Annotated in this window: 17 protein-coding genes; 12 read left to right on the top strand and 5 right to left on the bottom strand. The window is 69.6% G+C overall.

The genetic code is table 11. The features are described 5' to 3' along the window. Positions 1–16 precede the first annotated feature (16 nt). Genes ACJ7Z0_RS09200 through ACJ7Z0_RS09175 form a run of 6 tightly spaced genes read left to right on the top strand, consistent with a single transcriptional unit; the run spans position 17 to position 5920 of the window. Positions 17–841, top strand: a complete 825-nt coding sequence (locus ACJ7Z0_RS09200) for a class II aldolase/adducin family protein (RefSeq protein WP_434789594.1) — start codon at positions 17–19, stop codon at positions 839–841. A 22-nt stretch (positions 842–863) separates the two neighbouring features. Next, positions 864–1865, top strand: coding sequence for an ABC transporter substrate-binding protein (locus ACJ7Z0_RS09195; protein WP_434789593.1), 1002 nt, complete (start codon positions 864–866; stop codon positions 1863–1865). Beyond that, on the top strand, positions 1862–2944 hold the full coding sequence (locus tag ACJ7Z0_RS09190) for an ABC transporter permease (RefSeq protein ID WP_434789592.1): 1083 nt from the start codon (positions 1862–1864) through the stop codon (positions 2942–2944). The genes ACJ7Z0_RS09195 and ACJ7Z0_RS09190 overlap by 4 nt, the downstream gene beginning before the upstream one ends. Further along, on the top strand, positions 2938–3735 hold the full coding sequence (locus ACJ7Z0_RS09185; protein WP_434789591.1) for an ABC transporter ATP-binding protein: 798 nt from the start codon (positions 2938–2940) through the stop codon (positions 3733–3735). Before ACJ7Z0_RS09190 ends, ACJ7Z0_RS09185 begins: the two co-directional genes overlap by 7 nt. 1 nt (position 3736) lies before the next feature. Next, a complete protein-coding gene (locus ACJ7Z0_RS09180) occupies positions 3737–4897 on the top strand; it encodes a c-type cytochrome (protein ID WP_434789590.1) in 1161 nt (386 codons plus the stop codon). Between the two features lie 42 nt (positions 4898–4939). Next, the gene (locus ACJ7Z0_RS09175; RefSeq protein ID WP_434789589.1) at positions 4940–5920 is read left to right on the top strand and encodes an ABC transporter substrate-binding protein; all 981 of its coding nucleotides are present in this window, start codon (positions 4940–4942) and stop codon (positions 5918–5920) included. Between the two features lie 57 nt (positions 5921–5977). Here the strand turns inward: ACJ7Z0_RS09175 and ACJ7Z0_RS09170 are convergent, their stop codons facing one another. Beyond that, on the bottom strand, positions 5978–6829 hold the full coding sequence (locus tag ACJ7Z0_RS09170) for a symmetrical bis(5'-nucleosyl)-tetraphosphatase (RefSeq protein ID WP_434789588.1): 852 nt from the start codon (positions 6827–6829) through the stop codon (positions 5978–5980). A gap of 23 nt (positions 6830–6852) precedes the next feature. Between ACJ7Z0_RS09170 and ACJ7Z0_RS09165 the strand changes: the two genes are divergently transcribed. The 5 genes from ACJ7Z0_RS09165 to ACJ7Z0_RS09145 are packed head-to-tail and all read left to right on the top strand — an operon-like array spanning position 6853 to position 12203. Beyond that, positions 6853–8163, top strand: coding sequence for a hemolysin family protein (locus tag ACJ7Z0_RS09165; protein ID WP_434789587.1), 1311 nt, complete (start codon positions 6853–6855; stop codon positions 8161–8163). 7 nt (positions 8164–8170) lie between these two features. Further along, positions 8171–9148, top strand: coding sequence for a serine/threonine-protein kinase (locus ACJ7Z0_RS09160; protein WP_434789586.1), 978 nt, complete (start codon positions 8171–8173; stop codon positions 9146–9148). A 34-nt stretch (positions 9149–9182) separates the two neighbouring features. After that, on the top strand, positions 9183–10157 hold the full coding sequence (locus ACJ7Z0_RS09155) for a VWA domain-containing protein (RefSeq protein ID WP_434789585.1): 975 nt from the start codon (positions 9183–9185) through the stop codon (positions 10155–10157). Positions 10158–10164: 7 nt separating this feature from the next. Continuing rightward, positions 10165–11547, top strand: coding sequence for an adenylosuccinate synthetase (locus tag ACJ7Z0_RS09150; protein WP_434789584.1), 1383 nt, complete (start codon positions 10165–10167; stop codon positions 11545–11547). Continuing rightward, positions 11544–12203, top strand: coding sequence for an FABP family protein (locus tag ACJ7Z0_RS09145; protein ID WP_434789583.1), 660 nt, complete (start codon positions 11544–11546; stop codon positions 12201–12203). The genes ACJ7Z0_RS09150 and ACJ7Z0_RS09145 overlap by 4 nt, the downstream gene beginning before the upstream one ends. Positions 12204–12227: 24 nt before the next feature. Here ACJ7Z0_RS09145 and ACJ7Z0_RS09140 read toward each other — a convergent pair whose 3' ends face one another. Further along, positions 12228–15401: an autotransporter outer membrane beta-barrel domain-containing protein gene (locus ACJ7Z0_RS09140; protein WP_434789582.1), complete on the bottom strand. Its 3174-nt coding sequence runs from the start codon at positions 15399–15401 to the stop codon at positions 12228–12230. 29 nt (positions 15402–15430) lie between these two features. Then, complete coding sequence (locus ACJ7Z0_RS09135) at positions 15431–15577, bottom strand: hypothetical protein (RefSeq protein ID WP_434789581.1); 147 nt, start codon at positions 15575–15577, stop codon at positions 15431–15433. A 219-nt stretch (positions 15578–15796) separates the two neighbouring features. On the opposite strand from ACJ7Z0_RS09135, the gene ACJ7Z0_RS09130 reads away from it, so the two are divergent. After that, positions 15797–16141 (top strand): hypothetical protein, encoded by a 345-nt coding sequence (locus ACJ7Z0_RS09130; protein WP_434789580.1) that lies wholly within the window; start codon positions 15797–15799, stop codon positions 16139–16141. Between the two features lie 12 nt (positions 16142–16153). Here ACJ7Z0_RS09130 and ACJ7Z0_RS09125 read toward each other — a convergent pair whose 3' ends face one another. Both ACJ7Z0_RS09125 and ACJ7Z0_RS09120 read right to left on the bottom strand, forming a co-directional pair. Continuing rightward, positions 16154–16627: a GNAT family N-acetyltransferase gene (locus tag ACJ7Z0_RS09125; protein ID WP_434789579.1), complete on the bottom strand. Its 474-nt coding sequence runs from the start codon at positions 16625–16627 to the stop codon at positions 16154–16156. 67 nt (positions 16628–16694) lie between these two features. Then, complete coding sequence (locus tag ACJ7Z0_RS09120; protein ID WP_434789578.1) at positions 16695–17735, bottom strand: LysR family transcriptional regulator; 1041 nt, start codon at positions 17733–17735, stop codon at positions 16695–16697. Between the last annotated feature and the right edge of the window lie 83 nt (positions 17736–17818).

Here is a 17818-nt window from a genome sequence, read left to right as displayed (position 1 = left end):
ACCCAGGAAATTTTTCATGAGTGCCGTCCTTTCCATCGACCGCAACGCAGCCCAACCGCTCAAGCTCAACCCGAACCCGCAGCAGAAATACTGGTTCGATCCGATCCCGCCACGCACCAGCGTGCAGGCCGAACGCCGCCATCGGCAGGAGCGCCTCGCGGGCGCCTTCCGCCTGTTCGCACGCTTCGGTTTTGCCCAGGGCCTCGCGGGCCACATCACCGCGCGCGACCCGGAGCTGGCCGATCACTTCTGGGTCAATCCGCTGGGCATCCATTTCTCACGCATCAAGGTCTCCGATCTGCTGCTGGTCAATTCGAAGGGCGAAACTGTGATTGGCGACCGGCCGCTCAACAAGGCGGCCTTCGCCATCCACGCGGCAATCCACGAGCACAACCCGAAGATCGTTGCCGCCGCGCACACGCACTCGACCTACGGCAAGGCCTGGTCCACGCTGGGCCGCAAGCTCGACGCCCTTACGCAGGACAGCTGCGTGTTCCACGAAGACGTGGCGCTCTTCGACGACTTCACCGGCATGGTGGTCGACACCAGCGAGGGCGACCGCATCGCGCGCGCACTGGGCGACAGGAAGGGCGCGATTCTCAAGAACCACGGCATCCTGACCGCGGGCCCGACGGTGGAAGCTGCCGCCTGGTGGTATATCGCGCTGGACAACGCCTGCCACACGCAGTTGCTGGCCGAGGCCGCCGGCAAGCCGCAGCCCATCGACGAGGCGACGGCACGCCACACGCACAGCCAGATCGGCGGCCCGGAGGGGGCCATCCATTCTTTCGACAGCCTCTATGAAGGCTTGGTCGAAGCGGAGCCCGAACTGCTGCTCTAAAGAAAAACTACCGGAGTTCTCGATGACCGTATCTCTTTCACGCCGCGGTGTCCTGCGCGCGGGCGGCGCCGCCGCCGTGGTCGCCTCGGGCGGCCTGATCGCCTCGCAGGCGTTTTCGCAGCAGGCCCGCAAGCTCACCTTCGCATGGAACGCCGCCGCGTTCTGCCTCTCGCCCGTCGTCGTTGCGCAGGAGCGCGGCTACTTCGAGCGCAACGGACTCCAGGTGGACCTGATCAACTACACCGGCTCCACCGACCAGCTGCTGGAGTCGCTGGCCACAGCCAAGGCCGATGCGGCGGTGGGCATGATCCACCGCTGGCTCAAGCCGCTGGAGTCGGGCTTCGACGTGAAGATCGTCGGCAGCTCGCACGGCGGCTGCGTGCGGCTGGTGGGCGCCAAGGCGGCGGGTGCCACCAGCATCGCGAGCCTCAAGGGCAAGATCATCGGCGTATCGGACATCGCGAGCCCGGGCAAGAACTTCTTCTCGATCCTGCTGGCCAAGAACGGCGTCGATGCCGACAAGGACGTGACCTGGCGCCAGTACCCGGCTGACCTGCTCGACATCGCCGTGCAGAAGGGCGAGATCCACGCCATTGCCGATGGCGACCCGAACGTCTACCTGATCGAGAAGCGCAACAAGGGCGCCTTCGTGGAGATTGCGAGCAACCTCTCGGGCGAATACAAGGACAAGGTCTGCTGCATCGTCGGCGCGCGCGGCGAGCTCGTGCGCAAGGACAAGCCGACCGTGGCGGCGCTGGTGCGCGCCATTGCGCAAGCCTCCGACTACGTGGCCGAGAACCCGAACGAGTCGGCGAAGCTCTTTGCCAAGTATTCGCCCAAGGTGCCCGTGGAAGACCTGCGCGCGCTGCTCGGCACGCTCACGCACAGCCACCATCCGCTCGGCAAGAACCTGCGCGACGAGGTGGAGTTCTATGCGCGCGATTTCCGCGGCGTCGGCGTGCTCAAGAAGACCACCGATCCGGTGCGCTTTGCCGAGCACGTCTCTTTCGATCCGCTGGCATGAGCACGCCCGACCCCGCATTGGGCTTCGATTCCCTCCCCTTCCGGGGGAGGGCCAGGGTGGGGGCCGTGGCGCCCGCACGCGCACCGGCCACCGCTGCGTCACCGTTTCGAAAGCACCCAGCCGTTCCCCCATGGCGCAGCGGCTTTGCCGCCACCGTTGCATGGCTCGCACTCGGCCTCCTGACGATCTACTGGCCGAACCAGGCCGTGGGCTTCAGCGACTGGGCCTACACCGACGAGTTCGGCATCGCCGCAATCGTGGCGGGTGCGCTGCTGCTGGCCGTCGCATTGCTCGGGCCGCGTGCCGGCCGCGTCGCACGGGCGCTGCGGCCCGCCGGACCCTGGCTCGTCGCGCTGCCGCTGCTCTTCGCCGCCTGGGAGGTTGCGACCGCCAAGCTCGCATGGCTCCCCACGCCTTTCTTCGCGCCGCCGCAAAGCCTCGTCGAAACCTACGTCGACGATTGGCGCCGCCTTGGCGAGAGCCTGCTGCACTCGGCGCGGTTGCTCGCACACGGCTTCGTGCTGGGCGCGCTCGCGGGCTTTCTCACGGGCGTGACCATCGGCTGGTCGCGCATCGCGGGCTACTGGGTGCATCCGGTGCTGCGCTTCCTGGGGCCGGTGCCGGCTTCGGCGCTGCTGCCGCTGGCGTTCTTCTTCTTTCCGTCGAGCTATGCGGCCGCGGTGTTCCTGATTGCGCTGGCCACGGGCTTCCCGGTCGCGGTGCTCACCTGGTCCGGCGTGGCAGGCGTCAACCGCAACTACTACGACGTGGCGCGCACCATGGGCGCGAGCGAGCGTTTCCTGGTGCTGCGGGTGGCCATTCCGGCCGCCTTGCCGCAGGTGTTCGTGGGCCTCTTCATGGGTCTGGGTGCGGCGTTCTCGGTGCTGGTCACGGCCGAGATGATGGGCGTGAAGGCCGGGCTCGGCTTCTATCTTTCGTGGGCGCAGGGATGGGCTTCGTACTCGAACATGTACGCCGCACTGATCGTGATGGCCGTGCTGTGCTCGGGCCTGATCACGCTGCTCTTCAAGGTGCGCGACCGCGTGCTGTCGTGGCAGAAAGGAACCGTCAAATGGTAGCCGCCGCCGTTGTTGCCGAAACGGGCGTGCGCCAGGCTGGCGCGCACATCGACATCCGCGGCGTGAGCCACTGGTTCGATGTGCCGGCGGGGCCGCTGCAGGTGCTCGACGACATCGACCTCACGGTGAAGCCGGGCGAGTTCGTCGCGCTGCTGGGGCCGAGCGGCTGCGGCAAGTCGACCTTGCTGCGCCTGGTGGCCGGGCTCGAGCCCGCCACGGCCGGCCGCATCACGCAGGACGATGCGCCGATTACGCGGCCCGATCCGTCGCGCATCGTCGTGTTCCAGGACCCGACGCTCTACCCGTGGCGCAGCGTGTGGGACAACGTGGCGCTGGGCCTGCAGGCGCGCGGCGTGCTCAAGGCGCAGCGCGGGCGTGTCGACGAGGCCCTCAAGCTCGTGGGCCTCACCGACTTTGCAAAAGCCTTTCCGCACCAGCTCTCCGGCGGCATGGCGCAGCGCGTGGCATTGGCGCGCGCACTGGTCAACGATCCGCAGTTGCTGGTGCTCGACGAGCCGCTCGGCAAGCTCGATTCGCTCACGCGCATCGCGATGCAGAGCGAACTGGTCAACCTGTGGCAGCGCGCGGGCTTCTCGGCACTGCTGGTCACGCACGACGTGGAAGAGGCGCTGTTCCTCGCCAACCGCGTGATCGTGCTGAGCGACCGGCCGGCGCGCATCGCGGCGGAGATCGTGGTTGACCTGCCGTACCCGCGGCATCGCGGCCATGCGCGGCTCGCCGAGCTTCGCCACGAGGCGTTGCGGCACCTGGGGCTCGACGCCACGTGGTGACATGAACAGCACGCCGCAGGCCGATTGGCTCAACCTGCTGATCGGCCTGCTTCAGGGCGCCCAACTGCAGCTGCTGCGCGTGCTCGATGCGCTCGGGCTCGCGGCGCACGTGCATGGCCAGCCGGCCTGGCCGTGGGCGCGCCGGCTGTCGGGCGAGAACCTGCTGATCGACCTGGGGCAGGCGCGCAGCCTGGCGTGGACGCTGGTGTTCGTCGCCGTGGCGGTGCTCGTGTTGCTGCTCGCGCTGTTCTGGCGGCGTCCGCGCTTCTACTTTCTCGCGCTGGTGCCGATGCTGCTGATCGCAGCGCCCTGGCCCGAGTCGCACGTGGTGCTGGTGCCTGCGACGCCCACGAGTTTCCAGTCCTCGCCGAGCGGCTTCACGGCCGCCTCCATCGCCAGGGGCCGCGCGCTCTACGAACAGAACTGCGTGGCCTGCCACGGCGCGGACGGCAAGGGCGAAGGGCCGCTCGCGGCCTCGCTGGCGGTGTGGCCGCCGAACCTCAATGGCCCCTTGCTCTGGCGACGTGCCGACGGCGACTTGCTCTGGCGCATTCTTCATGGCACGCGCGATGCGCGGCAGGGCGGCCAACCCACCATGCCCGGCTTCGGCGAAAAGCTCGGCGAGACCGACGCCTGGGCCTTGATCGACTACATGAAGGCGCTGGGCGCGGGCCAGAGCCTGCGCGCGCTCGGCAGCTGGCCGCAGCCCATCGGCCTGCCCGACATGGCGGTGCGCTGCGGTTCGCAGCCGCCGCGCCGGCTCGCGAGTTGGCACGGACAGCGCGTGCGCATCGTGGCGGGCGATGCAATGCCAACCGAAGACCCGAGGCTCGTGACCGTGCGGTTGCTGCCGCCTTCGGGCGCTGTTGCAACAAGCGCAGATTGCGTGGCCGATTCGGCCGCCGCATGGGAAGCGCTGGCGCTGATCGCCGGCACCGATCCGCTGGCCGGCACGCAGCTGATTGCCGACCGCGACGGCTGGCTGCGCGCGCGCGCGGAGCCTGGCAAGGCCGGCTGGTCCGACGACGACCTGCTGTGCCGCAGCAGCGAACGCGCGGCGGAGCAGGGCGGCGCAGCTCTACCGGCCGACGGCCTGGGCGCGCTGATCGCGCGCATGGACGCCGAGCCCGTGCGCTTCGTCAAGGGCGGTTTCATCCACTGACTTTCTTTTTTCTTTCTTTCCTCGACCGAACACGGAGAACCCATGAACCCATTGCAACCCGGCCGCTCGCGCCGGCAGCTCCTCGCGCACGGCCTTGCCGCCGCCACGGCGGTGGCCTTGCCCGCTTTCTCATTGCAGGCCCGCGCACAGGGCCGCCCGGTGCTCAAGGCCGGCGACCAGAAGGGCGGGCTGCGCGCGCTGCTCGAAGCGGCAGGCGGACTCGAAGGCCTGGGCTACGACATCCAGTGGTCTGAATTTCCGGCGGCCGCACCGCTGGCCGAGGCGCTCAACGCAGCGGCGGTCGATTCCGGTCCCATCGGCGATGCGCCGCTGATCTTTGCGCTGGCCGCCGGCACGCGCGTCAAGGCCATCGGCGCGAACCGTTCAGATTCCTACGGCACGGCAGTGCTGGTGCGGCCCGACTCACCGCTCAAGACCGCCGCCGATCTCAAGGGCAAGAGCATCGCGACCAACCGCGGCTCCATCGGCCATTACGTCACGCTCAAGGCCATCACCGCGGCCGGCCTCAAGCCCGAGGAGGTGAACATCCGCTTTCTTGCGCCGGCCGACGCCAAGCTCGCGCTCACGCAAGGCTCGGTCGACGCGTGGGCCACCTGGGAGCCGTACACCGCGCTGGCCGAGGTCAGCCACCACGCGCGCGTGCTCGTCAGCGGGCGCGGGCTGCTGCCCGGGCTCAGCTACCTTGCGGCCACCGATGCGGCCATTGCCGCCAAGCGGCCGGTGCTGCAGGATTTTCTGCAGCGCGTGGTGAAGGCGCAGCTCTGGTCGTACCGCAACGTCGACGCCTACTCGGCCGCGCTCGCGCGCATCATCGGCATTCCGCCCGAGGCGGCCAAGCTGCAGTTCGAGCGCCGCCAGCAGAAGTGGGTGCCCATCGACGCGCAGGTCGTTGCCGACCAGCAGGGCACGGCGGACTTCTACCGCCAGGTCGGCCTCATCAAGCAACCGCTCGACGTGAAGGGCACCTTCGATACGGGCTTTGGCGTCGTGGCGCAGGGTTGATTGATCACGCGCGGCCTTCGGCTGGACCGCTTCCGCCTGCCGCGCACCTGAAGCCGTTCAGCCCGGCTGGCCGGGCTTTTGCGCCTGCTCGCACTTCACCTGGATCAGTTCGCGATCGTCCAGCGTGGCGCCGATGCGCACCGCGCTGAGGCAGCCGCCCCAGACGCAGCCCGTATCGGTGGAAAGCAGGTCGGGCCGCGAAAGCCAGCCCAGCGTGGACCAGTGGCCGAAGGCCACGGTGGCCTTCGCGGTCTTTCGGCCGGGCACGTCGAACCAGGGCATGAAGCCTTCGGGGCCGGGCCGCATGCCGTCCTTGCTCTCGAACTCCATCACCCCTTCGGCCGTGCAGAAGCGCATGCGCGTCAGCGCGTTCACGATGGCGCGCAGCCGCGCGCTGCCGGTGAGCGTGTCGCTCCACTGCGCCGGCTCGTTGCCGTACATGCCGAGCAAGAACTCGCCCAGCGCCGGGCCGCGCAGCACCGATTCGACCTCGGCCGCCAGCACCAGCGTGTCGCCCACCGTCCACTGCGGCAGCACGCCGGCGTGCACCATGAGCAGGTCGCCGCCGCCAATCTGCATGTGCAGCGCCATGTGCTGCTGGCGCACCCATTCGAGCATGGCTTCGCTGTCGGGCGCCTCCAGCAGGCCGGCCAGCGTGTCCTTGCGGCCGGACTTGCGCGCACCGTGCGCCACGCCCAGAAGATGCAGGTCGTGGTTGCCGAGCAGGCTCAGCGCCGAGGCGCCGAAGCCCTGCACGCGTCGCAGCACGGCGGCCGAGTCGGGCCCGCGGTTGACCAGGTCGCCGAGCAGGACGATGGTGTCGCGGCTGGGGGAGAAACCGATCTTGTCGAGCAGTTGCTGGAGGGCGGCGTCGCAGCCCTGGATGTCGCCGATCAAGTAAAGTGCCATGTCCTCATTTTCACCCCCCGTTCATGGATGTTCTCCTGCTGGCCTTGCTGACCACGCTCAACGCGTTGTTCGCGATGTCCGAAATGGCCCTTTCAACCAGCCGGCGCGCGCGCCTGGCAGCGCTGGCCGAGACAGGAGACTTGGGCGCGGAAGCCGCGCTCAAGCTGATGGAGGAGCCCACCCATTTCCTCTCGACCGTGCAGATCGGCATCACCTCGATCGGCATGCTCAGCGGTATCGTGGGAGAGGCCGCCTTCGCGGCGCCGCTCGCCGTGTGGATGGAGCACCTGGGCATGGGCCGCGGCACGGCCAGCGTGGCTTCCACCGCCGTGGTGGTGACCGGCATCACCTTCTTCACCATCATCTTCGGCGAGCTGGTGCCCAAGCGCATCGGCCAGCTCTATCCGGAGCCGGTGGCGCGCTGGGTGTCGCGCCCGATGCGGGGGCTCGCCAAAGGCGCCAAGCCCTTCGTGTGGCTGCTCGCGAGCGCCACGGCCGCGGTGCTGAAGCTGCTGCGCATCGACGCCAATGCCGCGCGCTCCATGACCGAGGAAGAAATTTCGGCCAGCCTCGAAGAGGGCGTGGATGCCGGCGTGATCGAGCAGCACGAACACCAGATGGTGCGCAACGTGTTCCACCTGGACGACCGCCGGCTGTCGTCGCTGATGGTCCCGCGCGCCGACATCGAATGGCTCGACGCCTCGGACACCGTGGCAGAGGCGCTGCAGAAAGTGGCGGATGCGGGTGCGCTCAACATCGTGCATTCGTGGTACCCCGTGTGCCGCAATTCGCTGGACGACGTGGTGGGCGTCATCAGCGTGGCGCACCTGCTGCGCCTGGGCACCGGCCATGACGGCGTGCTCGGCCAGGAGGCCGCGCCGGCCGTGTTCGTGCCCGAGACGCTCACCGGCATGGAGCTGCTCGAGCAGTTCCGCGAGCGTGGCGGCCGCCTCGTGTTCGTGGTCGACGAGTACGGCGTGGTGCAGGGCCTCATGACCCCGCGCGACATGCTCGAGGCCATCACCGGCGAACTGCAGGCCGGTACCCTGACCGACGCCTGGGCGCGCGAGCGGCCCGACGGCGTGTGGGAGCTCGACGGGCTGATGCCCGTCTCCGAATTGCGCGCGCGGCTCGGCATTCGCGAGCTGCCCGATGAAGAGCGCGGGCGCTACAACACCGTTGCGGGCTTGCTGATGGCTGTGTCGGGCCACCTGCCCGGGACCGGCGAGGTCATCGACTGCGCCGGCTGGCATTTCGAGATCGCCGCACTCGAGGGACGCCGCATCGACCGGGTGCTGGCCGCGCCCGACAAGACGGCGTCCAGGAACGACTAGGCCCGCCATGCTCTCACTGCTCGCCCTCAGCTGCCCGCAATGCTCGGCGCCGTTGCCGCGCGCCGCGCGCTGGCGCACCGTCAACTGCAACTATTGCGGCGCCACCATCACGCGTGGCGAGGAAACGGTCGAGCGCGAGAGTTTTCGCGCAGCGCTGCGCCGGGCGAATGCCGACCACGGCGACACCGGGCGCACGCTGCAATGGCGCGGCGCGCGCTACCGCGTGCTGGCACCGCTGGCCATCGGCGAGCACAGCGAAGTGCTGCTGGCCGAGCGGCTCGGTGCGCTGCCGGAGCGCGTCACGGTCAAGCTGGCACGCGAATCCGCGGACGGCGCCGTGCTGCTGCGCGAAGCCGCGGTGCTGCAGGGCTTGCAGTCGCTCGCCATGCCGGGCGCTTCGTATTTCACGCGCCGCCTGCCGCAGCCGGTGGGCACGGGCCTGGCCGAAGGGCTTGCAGACGGTGCCCGCCAGGCGCTGGTGCTGCGCCACCCGCCCGGTTTCTGGGGCAGCCTGCACAACGTGCAACAGGCCAACCCGCGGGGCATCGATGCGCGGCATGCCGTGTGGCTCTGGCGTCGCATGCTCGAAGTGCTGGCCTTCGTGCACGACGCGGGCTGGACCCATCGCGACCTGTCGCCCGCGCACTCACTCGTGCATCCGCGCGACCATGGCGTGCTGATCGTCGGCTGGTCGCGGGCGCAGCAGGCATCCGGGCCGGCCCATGCCGCCGCCGCGGCACGCGACCTGATGCAAAGCGCCTGGACCGTGCGCGCCGTGCTGCACGGCGGCAAGCCCGATGACAGCCCCGGTTTTGGCGACCGCACGCCCGCGCCGTTCGCCGCCTTGCTGCGCCGGTGCAGCGAAGACGCCGCCGAATGCCAGCGGCTGGGCGCGCGCGGCATCGAGCAGGCGTTGTCCGCCGCATCGCGCGAAGCCTTCGGCACGCCGCAGTTCGTTCATTTCGACCCGGCGCCCGGCGCCTGAAAACAACCATCGGAAAACAGAGGAGCACGCACCCATGGGCTACGGAAACTACTCGCACGCCGCTCACACGGCACTCATTGCCGACCGCGCCGCCAAGCCCGGCTCCGAGGTGTTCACCCAGACCGCCACGCACCCGCTGATGAATCCGCACGGGCTCAAGGTGCGCGAGTCGCGCGACAACGCCGACCACCCCAACTCGCTGGGCATTGCATTCGCGCTCGACGTCACGGGCTCGATGGGCGACATCCCGCAGATCCTCGCCCGCCGCGAGCTGCCCACCTTCATGAAGCTCCTGACCGATTGCGGCGTGGCCGATCCGCAGCTCATGTTCATGGCCATCGGCGACGCGAATTCCGACCAGGCTTCGCTGCAGGTGGGCCAGTTCGAATCGACCGCGCCGCTCATGGACCAGTGGCTGACCTGGAGTTATCTCGAAGGCGGGGGCGGGGGCAGCGGCGAAGAAAGCTACGAGCTGGCCTTCTACGTGATGGCGCAGCACACCGACATGGACTGCTGGGTGAAGCGCAAGAAGCGCGGCTACCTGTTCGTGACCGGCGACGAGCTGCCGTATCCCGCCGTCTCGCGCCGACAGGTCGAGGGACTCATCGGCGAAAAGCTCGACGAGGACATTCCGATCGAGGAAGTCATTGCTGCCGCGGCCGAAACCTGCCACCTGTTCTTCCTTATTCCCGACGCGCAGCGCCGCCGCCGCTGCGAGCCGCGCTGGCGCGAACTGCTCGGCGATCACGTGATCTGCATGGACTCGCCCGACGACGCCTGCGCGGTGGCTGCCGGCATCGTGGCGCTCACCGAGAAGGCCGTGCCTCATCTCGACGGGCTTGCCAAGGTGATGGCCGCCACCGGCATGGAGAAGCAGCGCGTCGCCGGTGTGCTGCATGCGCTCGACGGCTATGCCGCGCTGCTCGATCCCCAGGCACCGCGGCGCGCGCCGCCCGCCACCGTGGCCTCTGCACCGCGTTCCTCGTGGTGGAAGCGGCTCTTCGGTTGACGCCCGTGTGAGCTCGCCGGCACATCCGACGCGCTACGTCTCGCTGCTCGGCCTGGGCTTTGGCGACTGCGGCAAGGGCCGCTTCACCGACCACCTCTGCGGCGAGCTGCAGGCCCACACCGTGGTGCGCTTCAACGGCGGCGCGCAGGCCGGCCACAACGTGGTGCTGTCCGATGGCCGCCACCACACCTTTTCGCAGTTCGGCGCCGGCAGCTTTCACGCCGGGGTGGCGACCGTGCTCGCGAGCCCGATGGTGGTGCACCCGACCGCGCTGCGCGTCGAGGAAGAAGCGCTGCGCCGCGTGGGGGTGAACGACGCGTTCGCGCGGCTGCTGATCGATGCGCGCTGCCGCGTCACCACGCCGTTCCACCAGGCCGCGGGCCGCCTGCGCGAATGGGCGAGGGGAGCGGCGGCGCATGGCAGCTGCGGCGTGGGCGTCGGCGAAACGGTGCGGCAGGCGCTGGCCGCGCCCGGCACGGCCCTGCACTACGGCGACATGCGGCACCCCGTACGGGCACTCGAAAAGCTCGAAGCCCTGCGCATCGCGCTGCAGCGCGAGTTTGCAGAAGCGGCACCTCCCCATGCCGAGGCCGCGCAGGAACTGGCCCTGCTCGGCGACGCGACGCTTGCGCAGCGCTGGCTCGACGCGGCGGCGCCGTGCTTGCGCCTGTCGCCACCCGCGAGTGTCGACGCCATCGGCCAGCGCCTGGCGCGCCCCGGCACCGTGCTGTTCGAAGGCGCGCAGGGCGTGCTGCTCGACGAGTGGCGCGGCTTTCATCCGCACACCACCTGGAGCACCATCTCCACCGCCGCCGTCGAAGCCGTGCTGCGCGATGTCGGCATCGATGCGCCCGTGCAGCACCTGGGCGTGCTGCGCAGCTACATCACGCGCCACGGCCCCGGGCCGCTGCCCACGCACGACCGCGCGCTCGACGCGCGGCTGGCCGAACCGCACAACGCCGACGAAGGCTGGCAAGGCGCGTTTCGCCGCGGCCATCCCGATGCGATGCTGCTGCGCTATGCGCTCGCGGCGGCCGGTCCGCTGCATGGGCTGGTGGCAAGCCATCTCGATGCGGTGGAGGGCGCGGGCCTGCGCTGGTGCGCGAGCTATCGCACTGCCGACGGCGCCAGCCTCGCGTCGCTGCCATTGGCCGACGACGCGACGGACCTCGAGCAGCAGCACCGGTTGACGCAGTTGCTGCAAGGCGCGCAGCCGCTTTACGAGCCTGGCGGCATCGCCACCCCCGAGGCATGGATCGAAAGAGTCGAAGCCTTGAGCGGCCAGCGCGTGCGCTACGGCGCATTCGGGCCTGCGCGCGGCGCGGTGCGGTCCTTGCAACCACCCTCAAGCAGAATCAAAAACCATCACCACGATCGACAGCCCACATGAACCCGACCGAAGACATCTACACCGAGCCCAACGCCGATCCCGACACGCTCGCCAACCTCGGCCCGCTGCGCGCCATGGCCGGTATCTGGGAGGGCAGCCGCGGGGTGGACGTCAAGCCCAAGCGCGAAGGCCCGAAGACGCAGGTCTACGTCGAGCGCTACGAGCTGCAGCCGATCGATCCGCAGACCAACGGCCCCCAGCTGCTGTATGGCTTGCGCTACCACACCTACATCCACAAGCCCGGCCTCACCAAGATGTACCACGACCAGGTGGGCTACTGGCTCTGGGAGCCCGCCACCGAGACCGTGCTGCACACGCTGGCCATTCCGCGCGGACAGGTGGCCATGGCCAGCGGCCATGCCAAGGCCGGGGACACGCGCTTTAGCCTCAGCGCCGAGCGCGGCAGCCTGGTGAACGGCATCGTGTCCAACCCCTTCATCGAGCACGCCTTCACCACGCTGGCGTGGAACATCACCGTGACCATCAATGCCGACGGCACCTGGTCGTACGACCAGGACACGGTGATGCAGATCCAGGGACAGGCCGAGCCGTTCCATCACACCGACCGCAACACGCTGACGCGTGTCGGGGCGCCGGGGCTCAACCCCCTGGCGATGCCCGATGCGCCGGCAGCCGTGATTTCGCAGCCAAGGTAGTAGAGCCAGAGCCGGAGGCGCGCCTCACCAGCGCACCTTCAGGCCCACGCTGGCATTCAGCCCGCTCTTCACGCGCGCCCCGCCGCCCGAAGCCCACAGCTTGCCCACCTCCCCGTAGAGGCTCATGCCCGGCGTCAGCCGCAGCGTGGCGCCCGCGGCCAGCTCGGTGCTGGTGCCACCGGTGCGTGTGGCAATGTCGGTGAAGCCCGCCGGACCGATGAAGCGGGTGACGTCCGTGCCGCTGCTGCTGCGATAGAGGTTCAGCCGCGCATAGGGTTGGAGCGGGCCGGCGCCGGTGGTCATCTCGCCCTTGATGCGGACGCCGGCGCGCACCAGCCAGCCGCTGTGGCTGTCCTGCTGCACCAGGGCGCCGACGATGCTGGCATCGTCCAGGCTCACGCGCTGGTGCACCAGCTGCAGCTGGGGCTCGACGATCCAGTCCGGCGTGATGCGGAAGCCCTGGCCTACCTCGATGGAGGCCAGCAGGCTGTCGCCCTTGCCCGAACCGGCGGAGCCCAGCGCGGTCGATGCGGTGTAGCGGTGGCGCCCGGCCTGCAGCACGCCGTCCAGGTACAGGCCGCTGTCGTTCTTCCAGGTGGCGTAGGCGCCGAGGTACTGGCTTCGCAGCTCGTTGGAGCCGACCGCGTAGTTCGGCAGGCCGCGCGCGAAGCCGTTCACGTCCATGTGGCCTTCGAGCTCACCCACGTAGAGGCCCACGTGCCAACTGGGGTTGGCCCACAGGTCGGCGCCGGCCTGGAAGCCCGTGAGACGCCCTTCGCTGCGCGGGCTCACGGTGCCGGCTTGGCCGATGGTGCGGTCCATGCGGATGATGCGGGCCCAGGCCTGCCGGTAGCCTTGGCCGTTTGTTGCGGTGATGGCGCCGGCCGTATCGTCGCCGACTCGCTGATGCAGGTTGCCCACCATGGCCAGGTTGGCCTGGCGGAACTGCTCGGGCAGTGCGGCATACAGCGGCACTTCGACGCGGTAGGTGGGCACTGTCACGCCTCCTGCGGTCGATGGCGAGCCGCCGTCGTCGCTCAGCGGGTCGCCTTCCGTCGGCGGTGGCGCGGGGGGCGCGGGTGGTGCCGGAGGTGCAGGTGGGGCAGGTGGCGCTGGGGGCGCCGGCGGGGCCGGTGGTGGGGGAGGTGGCGGTGGTGGCGGCGGAGGAGGCGCGACGATGATGCCGGAGCGCAGATACCAGTTCTCGCCCGCGCCAGCGGCGTTGGCGGCGTGCAGGCGGTACTCGTAGGCACCGGCGTCCACATGGCCGCCCGTGAGGGTGAAGGCGCTGCGGGTGGTCTGAGCGGTGGTCGTCGCCCCGTTGATCGCAGTCACCACCTCGATGCCGCTGCCGGTGGTCAGCGCACCCAGGCCGCCCAGGTTGGTGACCTGAATGAAGGTCGAGCCGCTGGCAATGGCCGTGCAGCCGCTGAGGATCAACCGGTCGCTCAAGCTGCTGCTCGTGCCAAGGGCCGTGCCCAGACGCAGCGTGCCGCCGTTGCCCACCCAGGGGCCTTGCACCGTGAGGGTGGCGCCGGGCGCGCTGCTCAGCAGCGAGACGGTGCCGCCGTTGGCCATCGATGCGATGGTCTGGTTGTGGCCGGCCAGGTCGAGCGTGGCGCCCGGGGCGACCGTGTAGGCGCTGGCGCGGCTGAAGGTATTGGCCACGCCGGCGCGCAAGGTGCCCTCGGCGACGTTGGTGGCGCCCCTGTACGTGTTGGCTCCGCTGAGGGTCAGGGTGCCCGTGCCGTCTTTCACCAGGCCACCGCGGCCCGAGATCGGGCCCGACCAGCCCATGCCGTGGCCGTTGGTGTCGATAGTGCCCGTGCCGTCCAGCCGCAAGGCATTGGCCAGGCTCAGGCCATCGGCTCCAGCGATGATGCTGGCGGTGGCCCCACTGTCGATGGTGATGGCGCCCACGAGCGTCGAGCTCGCGTTCACGGTCAGGCTGCTGCTGCCGCCGGTGAACTTCACGGCCGAAGCACGCGTGACGCCGTTGCCGCCCAGGCCGCCCGCAATGGTGCCGTTGTTGGTGATGGCCAGGTTGGCACCCATCACGCCCTCACCACCGGCGCCGTTGGCACCGCTGGCGCCGCCGTTGCTGTTGGCCCCGCCGATGCCGCCGGTTCCACCGGCAATGGTGCCGCCGTTGATGAGCGTTGCGCCGGCCCCGGTGGACCGGAGCCCGATGCCACCGTCTCCGCCGCCGCCGGGCGCGCCGGTGCCGCCCGCACCTCCGCCGCCGGCACCGCCCGCGCCACCGGCGCCGCCGGTGATCTGGCCGGAGTTGTCGACGGTCACGGTGCTGCCAGCCAGCGTGACCCCGTGCCCGCCGGCACCGCCGCCGCCGCCCGCGGCGTTGAAGCGTGCCGGCAGCAGCTCGGAGCCGCCGGCTCCGCCGACGCCACCGGTGATGTTGCCGCTGTTGCCGAAGGTGAATCCCGGCGTCGTCGACCGCATGAAGAACCCGCTGCCTCCGCTGCCGCCGCCACCGCCTTGCGAATACGCGTCGCCACCCTTGCCGCCCGCGCCGCCCGTGGAGTTGCCGAAGGCGTGGTAGTCGCCCAGAGGGCCGACCAGCATGGAACCATAGCCTCCGGCGCCGCCGCCGCCGGCTGCCCAGAACCCATTGCCGCCCGCGCCGCCGCGGCCTCCCGTGAAGCTCCCGAAGGTGGCGGTGGTGCTGGAACTCATCGCCAGGCCGTAGTACCCGCCGCCGCCTCCGCCGCCATATCCGTTGCCGGCGCCGAAGCCGCCGGTATGCGATGCGCCCGCGGCGCCGTCGGCGCCCGGCGAGGCTCCCGCCGCACCACCCGCGCCCGCGGTGGCCCCAGCGAAGGAGCCGATGTCGGCGGCGGAACCCGCCGCCACGCCGGCGTCGGTCGACGATCCGCCGTTGCCCCCGCGCGCGCCCAGATTGACGTCGTTGAGGGCGCCGGCGCCGCCACCGCCGTCGCTGCCGCCGGCCCCGCCATGCAGTGCGGTGCTGACGGGCTGGCCGCCCGCGCCGCCGGCGGCCAGTGCCGCCGAGGCACTCAGGTAGAGCACCGCGATGGCAATGGCATGCAGGCTGACCAGCGCGGCCGTGCGCTGGCCGGTGCCGGTGCTGGCCGAGCGTGCGTGGCCGCGCGAAATTTCGGGTGCAGCCACCCAGGCGCCACGTGAGGGATTCCAGAGCGTCCGGAAGATTCTGTTCATGGTTTCACCTTTGCCGATCTGTTACGCCTTCAGGCCGCGCGCCGTGCTGCAAGCAGCAGGAGCAAACAAACGACCACCACAAGCGAAGCAAGCAGAGCGAACTCCATGAACGACATGCCCGCCTCGTCATGCAGCAGGTTCGTCAGGTTTCGTGGCTGCAGGTTGAGCGGTTCCATGCGTGTCTCCCAGTGACGGTGGCCGACCGGCGCCGCTCGGTCCCTGCATTGGGCCCAGGCACTTCGCCGATGGAGTCACTGTAGAAATTGCGCAGCCCGCGCACATGAGCGGTGCGCCCCTTCCCGGGCGAGACAAGCGCCCCGCCGCTATTGCAACGAGGCGTGACAAATCGCCTGTGTCCTACTGGCTCCGGCGCGCGCAGCCCCTAGGATTGGGGGATGAGCAAACTGATCCTTGCCTGCCTCGGCGTGGCCGCGTGGTGGGCCGCCGCCGCTGCAATGGCCGAACCCGTGAAGGTGCCCCTCGACAGCGACGAGAAGGGCACCATCTACGTGGCGCCCAACGTCAACTCCACCGAAACCTCGGCCTACACCAAGGGCGCCACAGTCGGCGTGCAGCGGCCCGACGGCAGCGGCACCTATATAGGCACCGACACCACCACGCCCCGGCCCACCTACTCGCTGGGCGCGAGCACGGGCGGCAACGTGTCGCTCACGGGCGGCGTGCTGTCAGATGGCAAGAACAACAACGGCGTGAAGGCCGGTGTGACCATCAAGTACTGAGAGCCGCGCCGCTCAGACGAAGGTGCCGTACACGATGAATCCGTCGTGGCTGGCAACCTTGTCGTAGAGCCTGCGCCCGGCCGCGTTGGTCACGTGCGTCTGCCAGTACAGGCGGTGCGCGCCCACGCCCTTCACGTGCGCGCACACACCCTCGATCAACTGGCGCCCCACGCCCTGGCCCCGCTCCGAAGGCAGCGTGAACAGATCCTGCAGGTAGCAGTTCGGCTCGATGCGCGTCGTGCTTCGATGAAAGAGGTAGTGCGTCAGGCCCACCAGCTGGCCGTCGCGCTCGGCCACCAGCGCATGCACCGGTTCGTAGGGATCGAAGAAGCGCTGCCAGGTGACCTGGGTGATCTCGTCGGGCAGCGCGGTGGGACCTTCGCGCTTGTAGAAGGCGTTGTAGCCGTCCCACAGCGGCTTCCATGCCGCGTAGTCGTCTCGCGTCGGAGGGCGAATCAGGAGAGAAGCAGAAGAAGAGGTCGTCATGCGTCGGTTGCGTGCACGTTGGAAAGCGTGCAATTGCAACACGACACGGCCCCGCCATGGGCAATCGTCATGACTGGCGCACCAGCCTGTCCGTTCGATCTGTCGGCGCGGTGGCTGGTGCGGTGGCCGGTGGGGTGGCCGCCGGAGCGGCGCTTGTTGGTGCCCTGGACAGGGCGCATGCCGCCGCTTCCACGCGTGGCATCGGCGGGAACACCGGCGGCTCGTTGGCCGGGCCCATCGACTGCTCGAGAAAGTCGAGCATCGTGCGCATGGCCGCGCTGTTGTGGCGGCGCTGCGAGTAGGCCGCATACAGCCAGTGGTCGTGCGGCATGTGCTCGCGCAGCACCGGCACCAGCGCGCCGCGCTCCAGGTGCGACTGCGCCAGCGGCTCCGGCACATAAGCCACGCCCGCGCCGCGCAGCGCCAGCTCGATGAGCGCAACCGCGTCGTTGGCCTCCATGCGGCTGTGCACCGGCACGTCGACGGCCTTGCCGTCGGTCTCGAAGGGCAGGTGGGTGGTGGGCTTGGCCGAATAGCTCAGCACGTCGTGGCGGGCCAGGTCTTCGGGCACCCGGGGAATGCCGCGCCGGGCCCAGTAGGTGGGGCTTGCGCAGACCACCATGTCGAACGGCACCAGCCGGCGCACGATCAGGTTCATGTCGTCGATGCGCCCGCCCGTCAGGTGAATGTCGATGCCTTCCTCGATCAGGTCGATCTCGCTGTTGGTGAACACCAGGCTCACGTACACGTCGGGATAGAGCTTGATGAATTCGGCGATCACGTCGGACAGCCAGCCGGCAATGAGCCCGTGCGGCGCGCTCATGCGCAGCCGCCCGCGCGGGTGCGAGGCATGGGCCTGCAGGTCGTTCAGCGTGGCCTCCGCCATGTTTACCAGCTCGGCGCTGCGGTCGAGCAGCACCTGGCCGGCATCCGTCAGGCTCAGCGAACGCGTGGAGCGGTTGAGCAGGCGCACGCCGCTGCGCTCTTCCAGCTCGGCCACGTAGCGGCTGACGGTGGCTTTCGACATGCCGAGCGAGATGGCTGCGCGGGAGAAGCTGCGCCGGAACGCCACTTCGCGGAATGTTTTGATGAGATCGAGGCCGTCCATGGTGTCTGCATTGTTCCAGTTTCCCGGAAAGGACCGCTGCCCTGGGGCTATAAAGACCGCGTCCGCGCCGGTGCGGATTAAAG

The sequence above is a fragment of the Variovorax palleresanus genome (assembly GCF_051144945.1).
Lineage (GTDB): Bacteria > Pseudomonadota > Gammaproteobacteria > Burkholderiales > Burkholderiaceae_C > Variovorax > Variovorax paradoxus_S.
This window is presented reverse-complemented; position numbering and strand designations above follow the sequence as displayed.